Annotated in this window: 11 protein-coding genes and 4 pseudogenes; 4 read left to right on the forward strand and 11 right to left on the reverse strand. The window is 69.1% G+C overall.

Annotated features, from left to right (window positions below; genetic code table 11):
• Window positions 1-7 precede the first annotated feature (7 nt).
• Both BMG07_RS19590 and BMG07_RS19595 read right to left on the reverse strand, forming a co-directional pair.
• The gene (locus BMG07_RS19590) at window positions 8-2,356 is read right to left on the reverse strand and encodes a cytochrome P450/oxidoreductase (RefSeq protein ID WP_198085954.1); all 2,349 of its coding nucleotides are present in this window, start codon (window positions 2,354-2,356) and stop codon (window positions 8-10) included.
• Window positions 2,357-2,366: 10 nt separating this feature from the next.
• Window positions 2,367-3,341, reverse strand: a complete 975-nt coding sequence (locus BMG07_RS19595) for a tripartite tricarboxylate transporter substrate binding protein (RefSeq protein WP_198085955.1) — start codon at window positions 3,339-3,341, stop codon at window positions 2,367-2,369.
• A 115-nt stretch (window positions 3,342-3,456) separates the two neighbouring features.
• Between BMG07_RS19595 and BMG07_RS19600 the strand changes: the two genes are divergently transcribed.
• On the forward strand, window positions 3,457-4,272 hold the full coding sequence (locus tag BMG07_RS19600; protein ID WP_198085956.1) for an IclR family transcriptional regulator: 816 nt from the start codon (window positions 3,457-3,459) through the stop codon (window positions 4,270-4,272).
• Window positions 4,273-4,291: 19 nt separating this feature from the next.
• Here BMG07_RS19600 and BMG07_RS19605 read toward each other — a convergent pair whose 3' ends face one another.
• On the reverse strand, window positions 4,292-5,116 hold the full coding sequence (locus BMG07_RS19605) for an undecaprenyl-diphosphate phosphatase (protein ID WP_198085957.1): 825 nt from the start codon (window positions 5,114-5,116) through the stop codon (window positions 4,292-4,294).
• A 156-nt stretch (window positions 5,117-5,272) separates the two neighbouring features.
• Between BMG07_RS19605 and BMG07_RS19610 the strand changes: the two genes are divergently transcribed.
• Window positions 5,273-6,154, forward strand: a complete 882-nt coding sequence (locus tag BMG07_RS19610; protein ID WP_198085958.1) for a hypothetical protein — start codon at window positions 5,273-5,275, stop codon at window positions 6,152-6,154.
• Here the strand turns inward: BMG07_RS19610 and BMG07_RS19615 are convergent.
• From BMG07_RS19615 to BMG07_RS19625, 3 genes and pseudogenes are all read right to left on the reverse strand, one after another.
• The gene (locus tag BMG07_RS19615) at window positions 6,146-6,787 is read right to left on the reverse strand and encodes an aspartate/glutamate racemase family protein (protein ID WP_198085959.1); all 642 of its coding nucleotides are present in this window, start codon (window positions 6,785-6,787) and stop codon (window positions 6,146-6,148) included. The two genes, BMG07_RS19610 and BMG07_RS19615, sit on opposite strands and share 9 nt — an antisense overlap.
• 5 nt (window positions 6,788-6,792) lie before the next feature.
• Window positions 6,793-7,703, reverse strand: a pseudogene (locus BMG07_RS19620) (amino acid ABC transporter substrate-binding protein).
• A 56-nt stretch (window positions 7,704-7,759) separates the two neighbouring features.
• Complete coding sequence (locus BMG07_RS19625) at window positions 7,760-9,094, reverse strand: aspartate aminotransferase family protein (protein WP_198085960.1); 1,335 nt, start codon at window positions 9,092-9,094, stop codon at window positions 7,760-7,762.
• A 126-nt stretch (window positions 9,095-9,220) separates the two neighbouring features.
• Between BMG07_RS19625 and BMG07_RS19630 the strand changes: the two genes are divergently transcribed.
• A complete protein-coding gene (locus tag BMG07_RS19630) occupies window positions 9,221-10,090 on the forward strand; it encodes a MurR/RpiR family transcriptional regulator (protein WP_198085961.1) in 870 nt (289 codons plus the stop codon).
• Between the two features lie 10 nt (window positions 10,091-10,100).
• Here the strand turns inward: BMG07_RS19630 and BMG07_RS19635 are convergent, their stop codons facing one another.
• Window positions 10,101-10,592: an FCD domain-containing protein gene (locus tag BMG07_RS19635; protein ID WP_198085962.1), complete on the reverse strand. Its 492-nt coding sequence runs from the start codon at window positions 10,590-10,592 to the stop codon at window positions 10,101-10,103.
• A gap of 32 nt (window positions 10,593-10,624) precedes the next feature.
• Window positions 10,625-10,828, reverse strand: a pseudogene (locus BMG07_RS42455) (GntR family transcriptional regulator); the annotation flags it as partial.
• Between the two features lie 308 nt (window positions 10,829-11,136).
• Here BMG07_RS42455 and BMG07_RS19640 point away from each other — a divergent pair.
• Window positions 11,137-11,502 (forward strand): SPW repeat protein, encoded by a 366-nt coding sequence (locus BMG07_RS19640; RefSeq protein WP_198085963.1) that lies wholly within the window; start codon window positions 11,137-11,139, stop codon window positions 11,500-11,502.
• Window positions 11,503-11,523: 21 nt separating this feature from the next.
• Here BMG07_RS19640 and BMG07_RS19645 read toward each other — a convergent pair.
• The 3 genes and pseudogenes from BMG07_RS19645 to BMG07_RS19655 form a co-directional block, all read right to left on the reverse strand.
• A pseudogene (locus BMG07_RS19645) lies at window positions 11,524-12,998 on the reverse strand (efflux transporter outer membrane subunit).
• Between the two features lie 10 nt (window positions 12,999-13,008).
• Window positions 13,009-16,304, reverse strand: a pseudogene (locus tag BMG07_RS19650) (efflux RND transporter permease subunit).
• A gap of 367 nt (window positions 16,305-16,671) precedes the next feature.
• Entirely contained in the window at window positions 16,672-19,791 is a 3,120-nt protein-coding gene (locus BMG07_RS19655; protein ID WP_198085964.1) for an efflux RND transporter permease subunit, read from the reverse strand.
• Window positions 19,792-19,886: the final 95 nt, after the last annotated feature.

Consider the following 19,886-nt stretch of genomic DNA (forward strand, 5'->3'; position numbering starts at 1 on the left):
CGCCGCGCTAGAGTTCCAGCACCAGCCGGCCTTCGCAGGCACGCGAGCAGCAGGCCATCATCTTCGTGTTGGCATCGCGCTCCAAGCGCGTGAGCACCACGTCGCGGTGATCGACCTTGCCGGACAGCACGCGCACTTCGCACGAGCCGCACAGGCCTTCCTCGCAGTCGCTCTGCACATCGACGTTGGCGGCGCGCAGTGCGCTCAGCAGGGTCTGGTCGGGCGGCACGGTGAGCACGAGGCCGGAGTCCTTCAGCTCGACCTCGAAGGCATGCTCCTTCGACGGATCGAGCGTGGCCAGCGTCGACTCGAAATGCTCGACGCGCAGCGCGCCCTCGGGCCACGCGGCGCAGCAGCTTTCCAGCGCGTCGAGCATGCGCAGCGGGCCGCAGGCATAGACCTGTGCACCGGGCACGGGCTGCGCGAGCAGCGCCCGCAGGTCGTTGCGGCCGCCTTCGTCGGCGGCGTGCACATGCAGCCGCTCGCCATGCAGCGCGGCCAGCTCGTCGACCAGGGCCATGCGCGCGCGGCTGCGACCGCTGTAGTGCAGTTCGTAGTCCATGCCCAGCGCCCTGGCGCGCCGCGCCATCGCGCTGACCGGCGTGATGCCGATGCCGCCCGCGATGAAGATCGCCTTCTTCAGCGACTCGTCGAGCCGGAAGTGATTGCGCGGCCCGCGAATGCGCAGCCGGTCGCCCGGCTTCACGTTCGCATGCACCCAGGCCGAGCCGCCGCGCCCTTCGGGCTCGTGCAGCACGGCGATCTCGAACACGCCCGCCTCGTCGGGGTCGCCGCACAGCGAGTACTGGCGCGACAGCCCCGGCGTGCCGCATTCGACGTCGATGTGCGAGCCAGCCGTCCAGCGCGGCAGCGGCTTGCCGTCGGGCGACGCGAGCCGCAGCTTGACGACGCCTTCGGCCACCGGCGTCACGCGCTCCACCACCACCGGCCGCGCAATCGCATGCGCCGAGGGCTCGCCGATGCGCACCGGCACCCGCACGTCGCGCAGGCCCTTGTCGGCGCGCTCGGGGTTGGCGGCCGGGTCCCACTCCACGAGCAGGTGCTCGGGCCCGCGGAACGAGGTGTTCGGCACGTAGGTGAAGCGCTGCTCGCTCAGGCGCATGTGCGGCAGCCGGCGCGTGAACTCTTCCAGAAAGATCTGCATCTCCATGCGCGCCAGGTTCTTGCCCATGCACTGGTGCGAGCCGTAGCCGAAGGTCAGGTGGTCGCTGGCGTTGTCGCGGCGGATGTCGAACAGGTCGGCATCGGCGAAGTGCCCCTCGTCGTGGTTGGCCGACGAGGTGACGATCAGGAGGCGCGAGCCCGCCGGCAGGTCGACGCCGTCGAGCTGCGTGTCCCTGGTCACGAGCCGGCGCCACGCGGCCACCGAGCCGTTGTGGCGCAGGCACTCTTCCACCGCGTTGGGAATGAGCCCCGGGTCTTCGCACAGCTCGCGCCACACCTGCGGGTGCTGCAGCAGCAGCTTCACCGCGTTGGCGGTGGCGTTGGCCGTGGTCTCGTGCGCGGCCACGATGCCGGCCATCATCATCGAGTGCAGGTACGAGTCGGTCACCACCTCGGGGTGCAGCGCCTGCTTGCGGATGCCGTACTGCATCCAGCCGGGGGCGTCGGGGTCCTGCCGCATCTTGTCGAGCACCTTGCCGGCGTACTGCCAGAAGTTGCCGACCGCGTGCGCCACGGCCACCTGCTCCTCGGGCTTGGGGCGGCCCCAGGTGTTGACGGTGTGCGCAATGGAATATTTGCGCAGCGTGTCCATGTCTTCCTCGGGCACACCGAGGAAGTGCAGCGCCACGGTGAGCGGAATTTCCCACAGCATCTGGTCGACGAGGTCGGCCTTGCCGTCGTCGATGAAGCGGTCGACATACGCGCGCGCCAGCTCGCGCACCATGGGCTCGTGGTGCTTGAGCGCCTCGGGCGTGAACGGGTCCATCAGCGCGCGGCGGCGCGGCATGTGGGCGGGCTCGTCCTCGTTCACCAGCGTGCGGTTCAGCGCGAAGCCGTAGCTGGCGAGCACGGCGTTGGCCTCTTCGCCGGTCGGCGTGATCTTCTCCAGCGCGTTCGACGGGCTGAAGGTGATGTTGTCGCGAAACACCGCCTTGATTTCCGCGTAGCGCGTGATCACCCAGTAGCCGAGCTTGGGGCTGTAGAAGATCGGCTCCTGCTCGCGCGCCCAGCGCACGTACTCGGGCGGGTCTTGCTGGTAGCCGTCCTCGAAGGGGTCGAAGCCGGCGGCGCGCTGGCTCACGGGGCAGCCCGTGGGCGTGCGCTCGGAAGACAGCGGGCCGTGCGCGACCGGGCAGCCGGAGGCGCGCTGGGGAGTGGCGGTGTCGGGCATGGCGTTCGGGTCAGTCGAGGGTGATCTTCAGGTCGCGGATCAGCTGGTGCCAGCGCACGGTTTCGTTCTTCAGCAGCTGGGCGTACTGCGCGGGCGTGTTGCCCACGGGCTCCACGCCGAAGTCGATCATGCGCGTGCGCACCGAGGGCTCGTTGATGGCCGCGACGATCTGGCGGTTCAGCGTGTTCACCACCTCGGGCGGCGTGGCCGAGGGCACCACCACGCCGACCAGCGCGGCGGCCTCGACGTTCTTGTAGCCCAGCTCGGCGAAGGTCGGCACGTCGGGCAGCTGCGGCAGGCGGGTGGCGTTGGCCACGGCCAGCGCGCGCACCTTGCCGCCCTTGATGAAGCCCGCGCCCGCGGCCAGGTCGACCATCATGGCCGGCAGCTGGCCGCCCACCACGTCGGCCAGCGCCGGCGCGGCGCCCCGGTACGGCACGTGGACCATGAAGAGCTTGGCCTCCACCTTCAGCAGCTCCATCGCCAGGTGGTGCGGGCTGCCCGCGCCGGCCGAGGCGTAGTTGATGCCGCCGGGTTTGGCCTTCGCCTGCGCGATGAAGTCCTTGGCCGAGGCGAAGCCCGAGTTGTTGCCGACCACCAGGATCATCGGGAACTTGCCCATCAGCGTGACCGGCGTGAGGTCCTTGGTGGGGCTGTAGGTCAGCGACTTGTACAGCGCCGGGTTGAACACCAGCGTGCCGTTGTCGGCCGACAGGACGGTGTAGCCGTCGGCGGGTGCGCGCGCGGTTTCGACGGCGGCCAGCGCGGTGTTGCCGCCGGGCTTGTTGTCGACCAGCACCGGCTGGCCGACCTGCGTCGACAGCGTCTGGCCGACCGTGCGCGCCAGGAAGTCGGAGCCGCCGCCGGCCGCGTACGGAACGATCCAGCGGATCGGCTTGGCCGGGAAGGTCTGGGCGCCGACGCCGGCGCTGGCGGCGGCAACGAAGGAAAGGACCGCGAGGCCGCGGGCAATGTGCTTCTTCATGGGGTGTCTCCAGGTGTGGATATTGTGTATTGCGTAATTATCATACGCATTGCGTAATCACAAAAACGCGGGTTTACCCGGCCGGACCGATCGAACACCTAACATCAGGGCCTTCATGACCCCATCCCCGGACTCTTCTTCCTCCCCCGCCCCGCGCGAGCGCCGCCAGCGCGTGCAATCCGCCGAGACCGGCATGGCCGTGCTCAAGGGGCTGGCGCACCTGGGCGGGCGCAGCAGCCTCACGGCGCTGTCGACCCACGTCGCCGAAAGCCCGGCCAAGGTGCACCGCTACCTCGCCAGCCTGATGGAAGAAGGGCTGGTGCTGCAGGACGCGGCCTCGCAGCACTACTACCTGGGGCCCGAGGCCATCCAGATCGGGCTGGCCGCCATGCGCCAGGCCGACCCCATCCGCGTGGCCGAGCCCTGCCTGATCCGCCTGCGCGAATCGCTGGAGGTGACGTGCTTCATCGCGGTCATGGGCAACAAGGGCCCGACCATCGTGCGCTTCGAGGAACCGGGCCTGCCGGTCACGGTGAACGTGCGCGCGGGCTCGGTGATGTCGATGCTGTGGTCGGCCACCGGCCGCGCGTTCCTGGGGCTGCTCGACGAGTCGCGCGTGCTGGCGCTGGCCGAGCAGGAACTGGGCGAGGCCACGCCCGAAATGCGCGCGCAGCTCGACGCGAAAGACCCGATCGGCGCGCTGCGCCGCGAGGTGCGCCAGGCCCATTGCGCGAGCGTGAAGGACACCTACCTGCGCGGCATCAGCGCCGTGGCGGCGCCGGTGTACGACTACGCGGGCCGCGTGTGCGCGGTGATCACCGCGCTGGGTGCCACGGGCGGGTTCGACCCCGCCATCGAGGGGCCCATTGCCGCGGCCGTGCGGCAGGAAGCCCGGGCCGCCAGCGCCCTGCTGGGCGCCTCGGCAACCTGAAAAACCGCAGGCGGAGGGCTCAGTCCGCCCAGACCACCGCGCCGCTCCATGCCGTCGCCAACACCACGATGCCGAAGGCGATGCGGTACCAGGCGAACGGAATGAAGTTGTGGGTGCTGATGTAGCGCAGCAGCCAGCGCACGCACAGCCACGCGCTCACGAACGAGAACGCCAGCCCCACGGCGAACAGCGGAATGTCGGCCACCGACAGCAGCGCGCGCTCCTTGTAGAGGCTGTACACGCCCGCCCCGATCAGCGTCGGAATGGCCAGGAAGAAAGAGAAGTCGGTCGCCGCCTGCCGCGACAGGCCCAGCAGCATGCCGCCGATGATGGTCGAGCCGCTGCGGCTGGTGCCCGGGATCATCGCGAAGCACTGCACCAGGCCGACCTTGAGCGCGTCCCACGGCGTCATGTCGTCGACATGCTCGACGCGCACCGAGCCGGGCGGCCGCTTCTCGGCCCAGAGAATGATGAAGCCGCCGATGATGAAGGTGCTCGCCACCACGGTCGGAATGAACAGGTGCGCCTTGATGACCTTGCCGAACAGCAGGCCCAGCACCACCGCCGGCAGGAAGCCGATGAAGATGTTCAGCGCCAGGCGCTGCGCCTTCGGCTGCCGGGGCAGCGCGACGACGGTCGACTTGATCTTCTGCCAGTAGACCAGGATCACCGCGAAGATCGCGCCGGTCTGGATGGCGATGTCGAACACCTTGGCCTTGTCGTCGTCGAAGCCGAGCAGCGAGCCCGCAAGAATCAGGTGGCCGGTCGACGAGATCGGCAGAAATTCGGTCAGCCCCTCCACGATGCCCATGACGGCGGCCTTGACCAGCAAAACGATGTCCACGCGTACTCCTTGAAAGAGCCGCAATTATCACGATGGCGCAAGTCAGCCTGCGTTCAGGCGCGGGCGCAGGATACCCAGTTCGGGTGATATCCGCGGGCGGCGCGTTCGCCCATAGTGGATGCAGGCCGGGCGCGTGCACCCGGAGGAGTTTTGCCGATGCGAACGTTCACCCCCGCGGACCGGCTCGAAGAGCACGTCTCGACCGCCGACGACCACGGCGAAGACCGCCGCAAGAACGCGCAGGACATCGAGAACGAACAGTGCGCCTCCATCCGGCGCGTGGCGCAGGCCACCGGCGCCTCGGCCGCCGAGCTGCAGCGGCTGATGCAGCGGCTGCAGGACATCGACCGCTGCGGCCATGGCACCGGCATCGTGGCGCAGGGCCACATCGCGGCCGACCGCATGGAGTCGGTCATGCAGGCGCTGGACCTGGGCGACGGCAACGTGGCCGAGCAGCGCTGCGATGCGGTGCAGTGCATCGACTTCTGGCTGCTCGAACCGCTGGACCCGGCGCACGACAAGAAGTGGTACGCCCGCTGGAAGTTCTGGAGCTTCATCCTCGGCGCGGCCACGCCCGAGGTCTCGCTCACGCTGCAGGGCCTGGCGCTGCGCCCCAGCGAGCCCGGCGACGCGCATGCCGACCTCGTGGCCAAGGCGCGCAAGGTGCTGGAGAGCTGGCGCCGCACGTCGGAGCCGCTGTTCTGGGCGGCGGTCGAGTGCTATGTGCGGCAGCAGTCGTTCTCGCTGGAAACGCAGGCCTACCTGATGCACTGCATTGCCGCCGTCTTCGCGGGCGACACCATGAAGCTGTCGAACGCGCAGAGCGAGCAGCTCGCCGGCGTGCTCACCGACACCTACTGCGACGCGCTGGGCACGTCGGCCACCATGCCTTCGGCGGACCTCTACCGGCGCCTGTCGCAGGGCCTGGAAGCGACCGACCGCGAAAGCGGCCTGGCGCGCATGCTGGGCCGCAGCGACGCGGCGCAGATCGCGATGACCGCGCTGTTCACCGTCATCGACGGCATGCGCTCACGCTGAGCGCCGGCGCAGCGCGCGCACCGCGCTGTCGACCGTGGTCAACACCGGCAGGCCGCTGGCCGCCTCGCAGGCCGCGCGGGCCCGCGCCATGCTGAACTGCGCGAGCGCAAGGCGTGTGCAGCCGCGCTCGCGCAAGGCCGCGGCCTGCGCCGCGATGAGCGCATCGTGCCGCTGCGTGTCGCCGGCGTTCAGCGCGTCGAGCGCGCCTTCGGCCAGCGCGAGTTCGAGCGCGGTGCCCTGCGCAAACTCGGGCGGCATCGACGCCAGCGTGGGCGCGAAGGTGGCGATGAGCCCGAGCCTGCCCTGCCCTTGCGCCACCTCGTCGATCATGGCCTCGTTGGGCTTGAGCACCGGAATGCCCGCATGCCGCCGCGCCACCGCCTCGATGCAGGGCCCGAAGGCCGAGCAGGTGAAGAGAATGCCGCGCGCACCGGTGTCGACCGCGTACTGCGCCAGGCGCTGGAAGCGCTCGTGCATCGCCGCGTCCAGCCCCTTGCCTTCGCGTGCCAGGTCGGCCGACAGGCTGTCGTCCAGCAGGTTCATGCGCACCGCCTCGGGCCAGTCGCGCGCGAAGGCTTCGTTGATGGGCGCGACCGAGTGCGACAGCGCGTGGATCAGGGCAATGCGGGTCATGAAGTTCAGATGCCCTTCGACGAGGGGTTCGCGAACGCGTCCTTCGTCTCGGCGTTCAGCGGGTAGTTGATGTTGATGCCCTTGGGCGGAATCGGCGACATGAACCACTTGGTGTAGAGCTTTTCCATCTCGCCCGACTTCATCATGCCCGACACCACGCGGTCGACCAGCGCCTTGAAGGCCGGGTCGCCTTGCGGAACATGAGCGACTGGTTCTCGGTGCGCAGGCTCTCGCCGGTGATCATGAAGTCCTTGGGGTTGCGCGCGTTCGCGAGCTGCCCGGCCAGCAGGATGTCGTCGAGCACGAAGGCCTGGGCGCGGCCGCTTTCCACCAGCAGGAACGAGTCGCTGTGGTCCTTGCCCGCGAGGTTGGTCACGTCCAGCCCGCGGCCCTTGTCGGCCTCGCGCAGCAGGCGGAACGACGTGGTGCCGCTGGTGGTGGCCACCGTCTTGCCCTGCAGGTCGGCAATGCTCCGGATGCCCGAATCGGCCTTGACCAGCATGCGCACGTTGTAGCGGAAGATGTCCGGCGAGAACGCCACCTGCTTCTGCCGCTCGACCAGGTTGGTGGTGGAGCCGCACTCGATGTCGACCGTGCCGTTCTGCACCAGCGGCATGCGGTTGGCCGAAGTCACGGCCTGATACTTGATCTCGATGGCCGGCATCTTCAGCTCGCTCTTCACGGCCTCGACGATGCGGTTGCAGATCTCGATGCTGTAGCCGATGGGCTTGAGGTTGCTGTCCAGGTACGAGAAGCCGAACGACGACTCGCGGTACCCGAAGGTGATGGCGCCGCTGGCCTTGATCTTGGCAAGCGTGTCGCCCTCCTGGGCCTGCGCGGCGTGCGGCAGCAGCACCGCGAAAGCCACGGCGAACGCGGCGGCAAGAGACGAAAACAACGGACGTGGCTTGGGCATGGAACGCTCCTGTGAAGGACGGTGAAGGGGAAAAAACGCGAAAAGAAAGCGTGCGCTCAGCGCGCGGCGGCACGTGTCACCGCATCGATGGATTCGGCCAGGCGCGTGGCGATCGATTGCAGGTCTTGCCGCGTCGCGATGAACGGCGGCGCCAGCAGCACGTGGTCGCCCTGCCGGCCGTCGACCGTGCCGCCGAAGGGGTAGCACAGCAGGCCGCGCGCCATCGCGTCTTTCTTGATGAGCGCATTGACCTTGAGCGCCGGATCGAACGGCGTCTTGCCGCCCCGGTCGGCCACCAGCTCCAGGCCCCAGAAGAAACCGCGGCCGCGGATGTCGCCCACGTGCGGATGCGCGCCCAGTGCCTCGGCCAGCATCGCGCCGAAGGCGACGCCGTCCGTGCGCACCTTGGCGACCAGGCCGTCGCGCCGGATCACTTGCTGCACCGCGAGCGCGGCGGCGCAGGCCATCGGGTGGCCCAGGTAGGTGTGGCCGTGCTGGAAGAAGCCGCTGCCCTTGGACATGGCCTCGACGATACGGCGCTGCGCCAGCACCGCGCCCACGGGCTGGTAGCCGCCGCCCAGGCCCTTGGCGACGGTCATGAGGTCGGGCACCACGCCCTCCTGCGCGCAGGCGTGCAGCGAGCCGGTGCGGCCCATGCCGCACATCACCTCGTCGAGGATCAGCAGCACGCCGTATTTGTCGCACACCGCGCGCACCGCCTTGAAGTAGCCGGGCACGGGCGTGAGCACGCCGGCCGTGGCGCCGCCCACGGTTTCGGCGACGAAGGCGATCACGCGGTCCGCGCCCTGCGCGACGATGGCCGCCTCGAGTTCGGCCGCCAGGCGCAGGCCGTACTGCTCGGCGCTTTCGTCGGCGCGCTGCTCGCGGTACGGGTAGCACGGCGACACGTGCGTGGCCGGCACGAGGATCGGCGCGAAGGGCTCGCGCCGCCACGCGTTGCCGCCCACCGCCAGCGCGCCCAGCGTGTTGCCGTGGTAGCTCTGGCGCCGCGCGATGAAGTGCGTGCGCTGCGGCTGGCCGATTTCCACGAAGTACTGGCGCGCCATCTTCAGCGCGGCCTCCACCGCCTCGGAGCCGCCGCTCACGAGGTAGACGTGGCTCATGCCCTCGGGCGCGGAGCCGATGAGCTCGTCGGCCAGTTGCTCGGCCACCTCGCTCGTGAAGAAGCTGGTGTGGGCATAGGCCAGCGTGTCGAGCTGCGCGTGCATGGCGGCCAGCACCTCGGGGTGCGCATGGCCCAGCGAGGACACGGCCGCGCCGCCTGACGCGTCGAGGTATTCGCGGCCCTCGGCGTCGCGGATGAACATGCCGTGCGAGCCGGCGGCAACGGGCGGGGTCTGGCGAAGGTGGCGGTGAAAGACGTGCGTCATGGCGGATCGGGTAGTTGGAACTAACGTTTCGGTTGAATTATTGTTTGGAACATTTGTTCCGTCAACCGTCGGCGTAAAACACCTCCGGTACATTTGTTCCAACAGCAGCCGAAAAGAGACATCGCCATGGGCGCCAGAGAACAGATCCGCCAGCGTTTCAACGAACTGAGCCCCGCGCTGCAGCAGGTGGCGCGCTACGTGCTCGACCACCCGAACGAGGTCGTCACCGGCTCGATGCGCAACGTGGGCACGCGTTCGCAGAGCACGCCGGCCACGCTCGTGCGCTTTGCACAGACGCTGGGTTTCGAGGGCTGGCCGCAACTGAAGGAAGCCTTTGCCGCGGACATGGGGCTGGGCCCCGAGACCTACGGCGGGCGCGCCAAGCAGCTGGTCGGCCGCGCCAAGGACCAGAGCCTGACGGGCGAGATGTTCGAGGTGCAGCGCCGCAACCTCGAGGCCACGCACCAGCAGAGCGAGCACGCGCTGCAAAAGGCCTGCGCGCTGATCGAGAAGGCGCCCGCCGTGCATGCCGCGGGTTTCAGGGCCTGCTTTGCGATCGCCTTTTCATTCGTCTACGTGTATCGGCTGTTCCGTGCCAGCGTGCACCTGGTCGACGGCCAGGGCGGCTCGCTGGAAATGCAGCAGCGCGCCTTCGCCAAGGGCGACGCGCTGGTGGTGGCGAGCTTTGCGCCCTACTCGCGCGAGGCGCTGCAGGTGGCACAGGCGGCCAAGGCGGCGGGCTGCCGCATCGTGGCCGTCACCGACAGCGTGACCTCGCCGCTGTCGCTGCTGGCGGACGAAACGCTGCTGTTCACCATTCACAGCCCGTCTTTCTTCCCGTCGGTCGCGGCCGGGGTCGCGGTGACGGAGGCGCTGGTCGAGCTGCTGGCCAGCCGCGCCGGCAAGCCGGTGATCAAGCGCATCGACCAGGCCGAGGCGCAGCTGTTCGAGTCGGGCGCGTACCTGGTGCCACCGGTGGTGCGCGGCAACCCGTAGTGGCCAGCAACTAGGCCAGCGCGCGCACGCGGCCGTTCTGCTGGCCCAGGTAGCGCACCAGCAGGTCGCGGTTGGCGATGATGTGCTCGCGCATGACGGCCTCGGCCTCGCCGGCCTCCTGCCGGCTCAGGGACTCGACGATCTGCCGGTGCTCTTTCAGCGCCTGCTCGACCTGCCCGCGCTGGTAGAGCAGCGTCGACGCGTCGCGGTTGTGCGGACGCAGGTTGCTGTCGAAGATGATCGGCAGCTGGCAGGCGCGGCGCACCGCCTCGGCCAGCCAGCGGTTGTCGGCCAGCGCCAGCAGCTTGCGGTGGAACTCGAGGTTCAGGTCGTGCCAGCGCATGGCGCGCTCGTCGCTCCAGCCGTCGGCGCGCAGCACCTCGTGCTGCTCGGCGAGCATGGCCACCAGTCGTTCCAGCGCCGGGCCGTCCAGCCCGCGCTCCCCCACGATGCGGCAGCCCATGCCTTCGAGCGTGGCGCGCACGCTGAAGGCGTCGTACACGTCCTTGGCGTGAAGCGGCGCACCTGGAAACCCTTGTTCGGCAGGTACACCAGCAGCCCCTCGTCGGCCAGCCGCGCCATCGCGCCGCGCACGGGCGTGCGCGAGACGCCCAGCTCGTTGGCCAGGGAGATCTCCATCAGGTGGGAGCCGGGTGCGATCACGCCGTCGAAGATGCGGTTACGCAGCGTCTCGGCCACGGACAACGCGCGTGTCCGGGAAGGGTCTGAGGGGGTCATCGGAAATCGGAAACGGGGTGCGGCCGGTATCAGGCCGCGCGGATGGTACGGCTCCGTATCGAAGCTTCATATCCCCGATTTCCGTAAAATCTGATTTCGGACTTTTTCGAGGGTTAGGGATAATTTCTTAACATTTACTCACACATTTAAGAATAAACGCTGTAGCCCTCATTACAAAGCACTACACGCGCACCTTTTTGGTGCTGTTTCATGCATCCGCAGCCGAAACAGCCGTGTAGTGGAACCTCGTTCCATAACAGAGGTCGAACAGCCTGTCGCGGCGCCGTGTCGCGACAGGAGTAACGACCATGAAGCAAGTCAAGCATTGGCAGGACCCCGTCAACGCCGTCGCGGGCGTGTGGCTGATCGTCTCGCCCTGGGTTCTGGGCTTTTCGGACATGTCGTCCGCGATGTGGACGATGGTGGCGACCGGCATCCTGCTCGGCGCGGTGGCCCTGGGCGCCACCTTCGTGCCGCGACAGTGGGAAGAGTGGACCGAGGTCGCGCTGGCGGCCTGGCTCGCGGTGTCGCCCTGGCTGGTCGGATTCCGCGGCCTCGAGCCGGCCCTGATCAACGCGGTGCTCGTGGCCGCGGTGATCCTGGTGCTGGCGCTCTGGGTGCTGGTGACCGACAAGGACTACCTGGGCCACACCATCGACCGTCCGGCGCACTGAACGTCGACGGCGCCCGCGGGCTCAACGCGCGGGGGTGGGCTGCGCGGGCGTAGCCGCCTGCGCGCCGCCTTCCATCCAGCCCGCCTGCCAGCCGCCCCCGAGGGCCTGGATCAACGCCACCGCCGCGGTCTGGCGGTCGCGTTGCACCTGCACCAGCGTGCGCCTGGCATTGAGCGCGGCCACCTGGGCCGTGACCACGTCGGTGTAGGCCACCAGGGCCGAGCGGTACTGGTTGAGCAGGATCTGCTCGGTCTTGTCGGCGGCCTCGGACGCCTCGCGGTACATGCCTTCCTGCTGGGCCAGTGCGGCCCCGGCGGTGAGCTGGTCCTCCACGCCCTGGAACGCGGCCAGCACGGTCTGGCGGTAGCGCGCCACGCTCGCTTCGTGGCTGGCCTTGGCCGCATCGACGTTGGCCGCGATGGCGCCCGCGTCGAACACCACCTGCGCCGCCGACAGGCCGAGCGACCAGAGCGAGGTCGGCGCCGAGAACAGGTCGCCCACCCGGCTCGCGCTGCTGCCGATCGACGCGCTGAGGTTGAAGCTGGGGAAGTAGGCCGAGCGGGCAATGCCGATCTGCGAATTGGCCGAAGCCACCGCGCGCTCGGCCGCCGCGATGTCGGGCCGGCGCTGCAGCAGCACCGAGGGCACGCCGGTCGGAATGCCGGGCACGGTCTGCGTCCAGGGCGCGGGCGGCAGGCTGAACTCGGCCGGTGCCGCACCCACCAGCACCGCGATGGCGTGCTCGAAAGTGGCGCGGTTGCGCATCAGCGACACCCGCGTGGCGCGTGCCGTGGCCAGCTGGCTCTGCGCCTGCAGAACGTCCGACTGCGCGGCGATCGCGGCCTTGTAGCGGTTGTTCGTGATCGTGTAGGCGCGCTCGTAGCCCGTGATGGTTTCGTCGAGCAGGCCGATTTCGACATCCGCCTCGCGCAGCGACAGGTAGTTGGTGGCCAGGCTGCCGACCGCCGACAGCCGCGCTGATGCAAGGTCTGCCTCGCTCGCCTGCGCGTTGGCCGACGCGCTGTTCACCGACTCGCGCAGCCGCCCCCAGACGTCGGCTCCCAGGTGGCGCCCAGCGAGGCGCCAAAGGCGTTCGAGGGGCTGGTGGTGCCCGTGCCCGAACGCTTGCCCGAGCCGCTGAGCGACACCGACGGGAACAGCGCCGCGCGCTGCCCGCGCACCAGCGCCTCGGCATTGGCAAAGTTGGCGACCGCCGCGGCAATGTTCTGGTTCGACACCTGCACGCGCGAGGCCAGCTCGTCGAGCGTGGGGTCGCCGAAGAGCTTCCACCACTCGCCGCGGTCCAGCGCGTCGGCCGGCGCGGCGGGCAGCCAGCCCTCGGCGGTTTTCTGTTCTTTCCAGCCGCTGGGCAGGGCCGTGACCGGTTGCTCGTAGCGCGGGCCGACCGCGCAGCCGGCCAGCAAGGCGGCCAGCGCGAGCGCCGACAGCGAGAAGCGGCCCGGCGAGCGGAAGGAAAAAGAAAGCAGTGCGTTCATGGCGGTGTTCTCAAGCGGTCGTGGCACGGCTCAGTTCGTGTTCATGTTTGCCGCGGCGGCGCAGCTTGTCCAGCAGCAGGTACACCACCGGCGTGGTCAGCAGGGTCAGCAGCTGGCTGGCGATCAGCCCGCCGATGATGGCCACGCCCAGCGGCCGGCGCAGCTCGCGCCCTCGCCGAAGCCGATGGCCAGCGGCAGCGCGCCCAGCGCGGCGGCCAGCGTGGTCATCAGGATCGGGCGGAAGCGCAGCAGGCAGGCCTCGCGCACCGCCTCCAGCGGCGTGAGCCCGCGCGAGCGCTCGGCCTCCAGCGCGAAGTCGATGATCAGGATGGCGTTCTTCTTGACGATGCCGATCAGCAGGAACACGCCGATCAGCGCAATGATGGAGAACTCCATGCGGAACATCAGCAGCGCCAGCACCGCGCCCACGCCGGCCGACGGCAGCGTCGACAGCACGGTGATGGGGTGCACCAGGCTCTCGTACAGGATGCCCAGCACGATGTAGATCACGATCAGCGCCGCCAGGATCAGCATCGCCTGCTGGCCCTGCGACTGCTGCGCGCTGGCCGCCGTGCCCGCGAACGCGCCGCGCACGTTGGTGGGCATGGCGATGTTGGCCTCGGCCTTGGCGATGGCGTCGCGCGCGTCGCCCAGGTTGGCGCCGTCGGCAAGGTTGAACGAGATGGTGGTCGCCAGCTCGCCGTCTTCGTGGCTCACCGACGTGGCGACCGACTGCTCCACGAACTTCGCGACCGCCGACAGCGGCACCAGCGCGGTCGCCGTGTTGCTCAGCACGTTGCCCGACGACGCGTTGCGCAGGCCGGGGTTGGCGGAGACCGGCACGGCGGCGCTGGCGGACGACGATGAAGACGACGAAGACGTGGAGCCCGTGGTGCCCGCCTTGCCGGCCGTCGACGTGCTGGCCACCGGCGCCGCGACCTGCGTGGTCACGGCCTGCCCCGCCACGATGGACGTCTTGGTGGCCGGCACGTACACGTCGCTCAGCGCGTTGGGGCTGCGCGTGTAGCGCGGCGCCCATTCCATCACCACGTGGTACTGGTTGAGCTCGGTGTAGATGGTGGCCACCTGCCGCTGGCCGAAGGCGTTGTAGAGCGCGTTGTCGATGGCGGTGGAAGTCAGGCCGAGCCGCCGTGCGCTGTCGGGGTCGACCTTGGCCACGGTCTCCACGCCGTTCTCGGCCTGGTCGGTGTCGATGTCGGTCACCGCCGGCTGCGTCTTCAGCTCGTCGGCCAGCTTGATGGCCCAGGTCTTCAGGTCGGCCAGGTTGTCGCTCTTGAGCGTGTACTGGTAGGTGGAGTTGCTGGCGCGCCCGCCCGAGCGCACGTCCTGCACGGTGCCCAGGAACACGCGCAGCCCGGTCACCTCGGCCAGTTGCGGGCGCAGCCGTGCGATCACGGCCATGCCGCTGTCCTTGCGCTGGCTGGCCGGCTTGAGGTTGACGAACATGAAGCCGCCGCCCGCCCGCCCGGCGCCGGTGAAGCCCACCACGGTGTCGACCGCCTCGTCCTTGCGGATGATGTCCACCACCTGTCGCAGCTTGGCCGCCAGCGCCTGCGACGAAATGCTCTGGTCGGCGCGCAGGCCGCCGTTGAGCTGGCCGCTGTCCTGCTGCGGAAAGAAGCCCTTGGGCGCGGCGCTGAACAGGTACACGTTCAGCCCCACCACCGCCACCAGGATCAGCATGACCAGGCCCTTGCTGTCCAGCGCCCAGTCCAGGCTGGTCTCGTAGCGCTTGAGCACCCAGTCGTAGCCGCGCGCGGCCATGCGGCCCAGGCGCCCCTGCGGCTTGCTCTTGTCGTGCTCGCCGCCGGGCTTGAGCAGCCAGGCGCACATCATGGGCGTGGTGGTCAGCGAGATGACGAGCGAGATCAGCACCGCCGCCGACAGCGTGACCGCGAACTCGCGGAACAGCCGCCCCACCTGCCCGCCCATGAACAGCAGCGGAATGAACACCGCCACCAGCGACACGCTGATCGACAGCACGGTAAAGCCCACTTCCTTGGCGCCGAGCAGCGCCGCCTTCATGCGCGTCATGCCCGACTCGATGTGGCGGCTGGTGTTCTCCAGCACCACGATGGCGTCGTCCACCACGAAACCGGTGGCCACCGTGAGCGCCATCAGGCTCAGGTTGTTGAGGCTGAAGCCCAGCAGGTACATGACCCCGAAGGTGCCCAGCAGCGCCGCCACCGTGGCCACGGCCGGCACGATGGTGGCGCGCACGCTGCGCAGGAACAGGCTGACCACCAGCACCACCAGGATGACCGAGATGACCAGCGTGAGCTCCACTTCGCGCAGCGAGCCGCGGATGGAGTTGGTGCTGTCCGAGGCCACCTGCAGCGTGACGTCGGGCGGCAGTTGCGCCTGCAGCTCGGGCAGCAGCGCGCGCACGCTGTCCACCGTTTCGATGATGTTGGCCGAAGGCTGCCGCGTGATGAGCACGATGATCGCGGGCTCGCCGTTGAACAGGCCCAGCGTGCGCGTGTCTTCCACGCCGTCGACCACCTCGGCCACGTCCTGCAGCCGCACCGCCGCGCCGTTGCGCCAGGCCACGACCATGGGCGCGTAGTCGCTGGCGCGCAGGGCCGGCGTCTGGGTGTAGATCTGCAGCTTGCGGCCCTCGCCCTGGACCATGCCCTTGGGCCGGTTGGCGTTGGAGGCCTGGATGGCGGCGCGCACGTCGTCGGTGCTGATGCCGTAGCGGCTGAGCGCAAAAGGCAGCAGCTCGATGCGCACGGCCGGCAGCGAGCCGCCGCCGATTTCGACGTCGCCCACGCCGTCGACTTGCGACAGCCGCTGGCTCACGATGTTGGAGACGGCGTCGTAGATCTGGCCCGGCGTCTTGGTCTTGGACGTGAGCGCCAGGATGATGACCGGCGACGCGGCCGGGTTGGCCTTGCGGTAGGTCGGGTTGCTGCGCAGCGTGGCCGGCAGGTCGACGCGGCTGGCGTTGATGGCGGCCTGCACTTCGCGCGCGGCGCCGTCGATGTTGCGGCTCAGGTCGAACTGCAGCGTGACGCGAGCCGACCCCACCGAGCTGGTGGAGGTCATTTCGTTGACGCCGGCGATGGTGCCCAGGTGCCGCTCCAGCGGCGTGGCCACGCTGGTCGCCATCGTCTCGGGGCTGGCGCCGGGGATCGAGGCCCTCACCGAGATGACCGGGTAGTCGACCTGGGGCAGCGGGGAAACCGGGAGCACGAAGAACGCGGCGATGCCGGCGAGCGCGATGCCGATGGTGAGGAGCACCGTGCCGATGGGGCGGCGCACGAAGGGCAATGACAGGTTCATCTCGGCGCTCCTTGCGGAGGACGGAGGCCGGGTCTCGCCCCGGCGGGCGACCTACTTTTCTTTGCTTCGCCAAAGAAACGTAGGCAAAAGAAAGGCGACCCTGCTGCCTGCGACCCTGCGCTTCGCTCCGGGCAACCTGCGGTGCTCGCGTTTCGCGGGGTCTCGCCCAAACTCGCTGCGCTCAGACAAGGGCGAGCCCTGATCCGCGAAACGCTCCGCTCCTCGGCGCAGCCAGAAGGGCTTGGGGAATCGAACGCGCCATTGCTTCGCTCGGCGCGAACGGCACACCCGCGCAGCGGCCGTGCCCGGCGGACCCGGCGGACATTCCGGCCCCGGAAAGCAACCTCGACACGGGGAGTCGAACGGTTCAAACCGCTTCCTCCTCGATCACCGCACGCCGGGAGCTCCCACCGCCCAGCCGGTCGAACGCCAGGTAGATCACGGGCGTGGTGAACAGCGTCAGCAGCTGGCTGACGATCAGCCCGCCGAAGATGGCGAGCCCCAGCGGCCGGCGCAGCTCGGCGCCCTCGCCGAAGCTCAGCATCAGCGGCACGGCGGCGAACAGCGCGGCCAGCGTGGTCATCAGGATCGGGCGAAAGCGCAGCAGCGCCGCCTGGTGAATGGCCTCGCGGGGCGACTTGCCCTGCGTGCGCTCGGCATCGATCGCGAAGTCGATCATCATGATCGCGTTCTTCTTCACGATGCCGATCAGCAGGATGATGCCGATGATGCCGATCACCCCCAGGTCGTTGCCCGTGATCATCAGCGCCAGCAGCGCGCCGACGCCGGCCGACGGCAGCGTGGACAGGATGGTGAGCGGGTGCACGTAGCTCTCGTACAGCACCCCCAGCACGATGTACACGCACACCACCGCCGCCAGGATCAGCCACAGCTGGTTGGACAGCGAGCGCTCGTAGGCGCCCGACGCGCCCAAAAAGGTCATGGTCACGCTGCTCGGCAGCCCGATTTCCTTGGCGGCCGCGCGAATGGCATCGACCGAGCCGCCCAGCGACACCCCGGGCGCGGTGTCGAAGTTCAGCGTGCTCGCGGGGTACTGCGCCACGTGCGTGATCTGCAGCGGCGCCTGCTGCTCGCTGATGTCCGCGATGGCCGACAGCGGCGTCGCCACGCCCGAGCCCGCGATCAGGTTCAGTTGCCCCAGCGTCTGCGGCGTGTTCACCATGCCCGGACGCGCCTCGAGAATCACCCGGTACTGGTTGGTCTCGGTGAAGATGGTCGACACGATGCGCTGGCCGAAGGCGCTGTAGAGCGCGTCGTCCACCGTGCTGGCCGTGATCGACAGCCGCGCCGCGGTGTCGCGGTTCACGTTCACGAACGCCGCGAGCCCTTGCGCGCCGGCGTCGCTGCTCACGTTGCGCACCTTGTCCGACTCCTGCAGCCTGGCGACGAGCTTCTTCATCCACGAGGTGATGGCCGCGCTGTCCACGCCCTCGAGCGACACGCGGTATTCGGTCGGGCCGGTCTCGGCGTCGATGGTCAGGTCCTGCGTGGGCTGCAGGTACAGCGTCACGCCCGCCACCTGGCGCACGCGCTCGCGCAGCCGCTCCATCACGTCCTGCTGGCGGTCGTGGCTCCGGGTCAGGTTGATGAGCATGCTGCCGGTGTGCAGCATGGTGTTGTTGGCCGCGTCCACGCCCACGAAGGAGCTGAGGTTCTCCACGTCGGGGTCTTCGAGAATGGCCTGCGCCGCCTGCTGCTGCAGCTGCGACATGCGCTCGAACGACACGTCCTGCGCGGCCTGCACGCGGGCCTGCAACTGGCCGGTGTCCTGCGTGGGGAACAGGCCCTTGGGAATGGTGAGGTAGAGCACCACCGTCAGCACCATGGTCAGCAGCGCGACCAGCAGCGTGAGCGGCTGGTGGTCGATCACCCAGTGCAACGAGCGGTCGTAGCGCACCATCACGCCGTCGAAGAAGCGCTGGGCGCGCGCGCCGAAGCCGTGGCTCGCGGCGTCGCGCTTGGGCTCGTGCTTGAGCCAGCGCGCCGACATCATCGGCACCAGCGTGAGCGACACCACCGCCGAGATCAGGATGGTGATGGCCAGCGTCACCGCGAACTCGCGGAACAGGCGGCCCACCACGTCGCCCATGAACAGCAGCGGAATCAGCACCGCGATGAGCGACACGGTCAGCGAGATGATGGTGAAGCCGATCTGCGTGGCGCCCTTGAAGGCGGCCTGCAGCGGTTTTTCGCCCTCCTCGATGTAGCGCGCGATGTTCTCGATCATCACGATGGCGTCGTCCACCACGAAGCCGGTGGCGATGGTCAGCGCCATCAGGCTCAGGTTGTTGAGGCTGTAGCCCAGCAGGTACATGAGCCCGAAGGTGCCGATCAGCGAGATGGGCACCGCCACGCTCGCGATGACGGTGGCGCGCAGGCTGCCCAGGAACGCGAAGATCACCAGCACCACCAGCACCACGGCCAGCACCAGTTCCATCTCGACGTGCTGCACCGACGCGCGGATGCCGGCCGTGCGGTCGCTGAGCACTTCGATCTTCAGGCCCGTGGGCAGGCCGACCTGCAGCTCGGGCAGCTGCCGCTTGATGGCGTCGACCGTGGCGATCACGTTGGCGCCGGGCTGGCGCTGCACGTTCATGATGATCGCGGGCGACAGCTTGCTGGTGCCGTCGACCTTGTTGCCGGCCCAGGCCGAGAGCTGGTTGTTCTCGGCGCTGTTGACCACCTGCGCCACGTCGACCATGCGGATCGGCGCGCCGTTCTTGTACGAGACGATCAGGTTCTTGTAGTCGTCGACCGTGAGCAACTGGTCGTTCGAGTTGATGGTGTAGGCGCGCTTGGGGCCGTCGAAGCTGCCCTTGGCGCCGTTGGAGTTGGCCGCCGAGATGGCGGTGCGCAGCGTGTCCAGCCCGATGCCGTTGGCCGCCAGCGCCTGCGTGTTGGCCTGGATGCGCACGGCCGGTCGCTGCCCGCCGCTGAGCGACACCAGCCCCACGCCCGAGACCTGGCTGATCTTCTGCGCCAGCCGCGTGTTCACCAGGTTCTGCACCTCGGTGAGCGGCAGCGTGTCGGACGTGATGGACAGCGTGAGCACCGGCGCGTCGGCCGGGTTGACCTTGGCGTACACGGGCGGCGCCGGCAGGTCGGCCGGCAGCAGCGAGCCGCCGGCGTTGATGGCGGCTTGCACTTCCTGCTCGGCCACGTCCAGCGTCTGGCCCAGCGAGAACTGCAGCGTGATGATCGACACGCCCGCCGCGCTGGTCGAGCTCATGCGGTCGAGCCCGGCCATCTGGCCGAACTGGCGCTCCAGCGGCGCGGTCACGGTGTTGCTCATGACCTCGGGGCTGCCGCCGGGGTAGAGCGTCTGCACCTGGATGGTCGGGTAGTCGACCTGCGGCAGGGCCGACAGCGGCAGGAAGCGGAACGCCACCAGGCCGGCCAGCACGATGGCGACCATCAGCAGCGAGGTCGCCACCGGTCGAAGAATGAACGGGCGTGAGGGACTCATCGGGCGCGGCGCTTGCGGTCGGTCTCTGTGGGAATGCGGCGGTCAGCGCATCGTGCCGCCGGGTGCGGCGGGCGGCGTGCCCGGCTGCACGGCGG

Source organism: Variovorax sp. E3 (genome assembly GCF_016082275.1).
In the GTDB taxonomy this organism is placed as follows: Bacteria; Pseudomonadota; Gammaproteobacteria; order Burkholderiales; family Burkholderiaceae_C; genus Variovorax.

What these genes read in the sequence shown, in the direction of transcription:
- BMG07_RS19590 (WP_198085954.1), bottom strand. Translation starts at nt 2,356, where the DNA reads ATGCCCGACACCGCCACTCCCCAGCGCGCCTCCGGCTGCCCGGTCGCG.
- BMG07_RS19595 (WP_198085955.1), bottom strand. Translation starts at nt 3,341, where the DNA reads ATGAAGAAGCACATTGCCCGCGGCCTCGCGGTCCTTTCCTTCGTTGCC.
- BMG07_RS19600 (WP_198085956.1), top strand. Translation starts at nt 3,457, where the DNA reads ATGACCCCATCCCCGGACTCTTCTTCCTCCCCCGCCCCGCGCGAGCGC.
- BMG07_RS19610 (WP_198085958.1), top strand. Translation starts at nt 5,273, where the DNA reads ATGCGAACGTTCACCCCCGCGGACCGGCTCGAAGAGCACGTCTCGACC.
- BMG07_RS19615 (WP_198085959.1), bottom strand. Translation starts at nt 6,787, where the DNA reads ATGACCCGCATTGCCCTGATCCACGCGCTGTCGCACTCGGTCGCGCCC.
- BMG07_RS19625 (WP_198085960.1), bottom strand. Translation starts at nt 9,094, where the DNA reads ATGACGCACGTCTTTCACCGCCACCTTCGCCAGACCCCGCCCGTTGCC.
- BMG07_RS19630 (WP_198085961.1), top strand. Translation starts at nt 9,221, where the DNA reads ATGGGCGCCAGAGAACAGATCCGCCAGCGTTTCAACGAACTGAGCCCC.
- BMG07_RS19640 (WP_198085963.1), top strand. Translation starts at nt 11,137, where the DNA reads ATGAAGCAAGTCAAGCATTGGCAGGACCCCGTCAACGCCGTCGCGGGC.
- BMG07_RS19655 (WP_198085964.1), bottom strand. Translation starts at nt 19,791, where the DNA reads ATGAGTCCCTCACGCCCGTTCATTCTTCGACCGGTGGCGACCTCGCTG.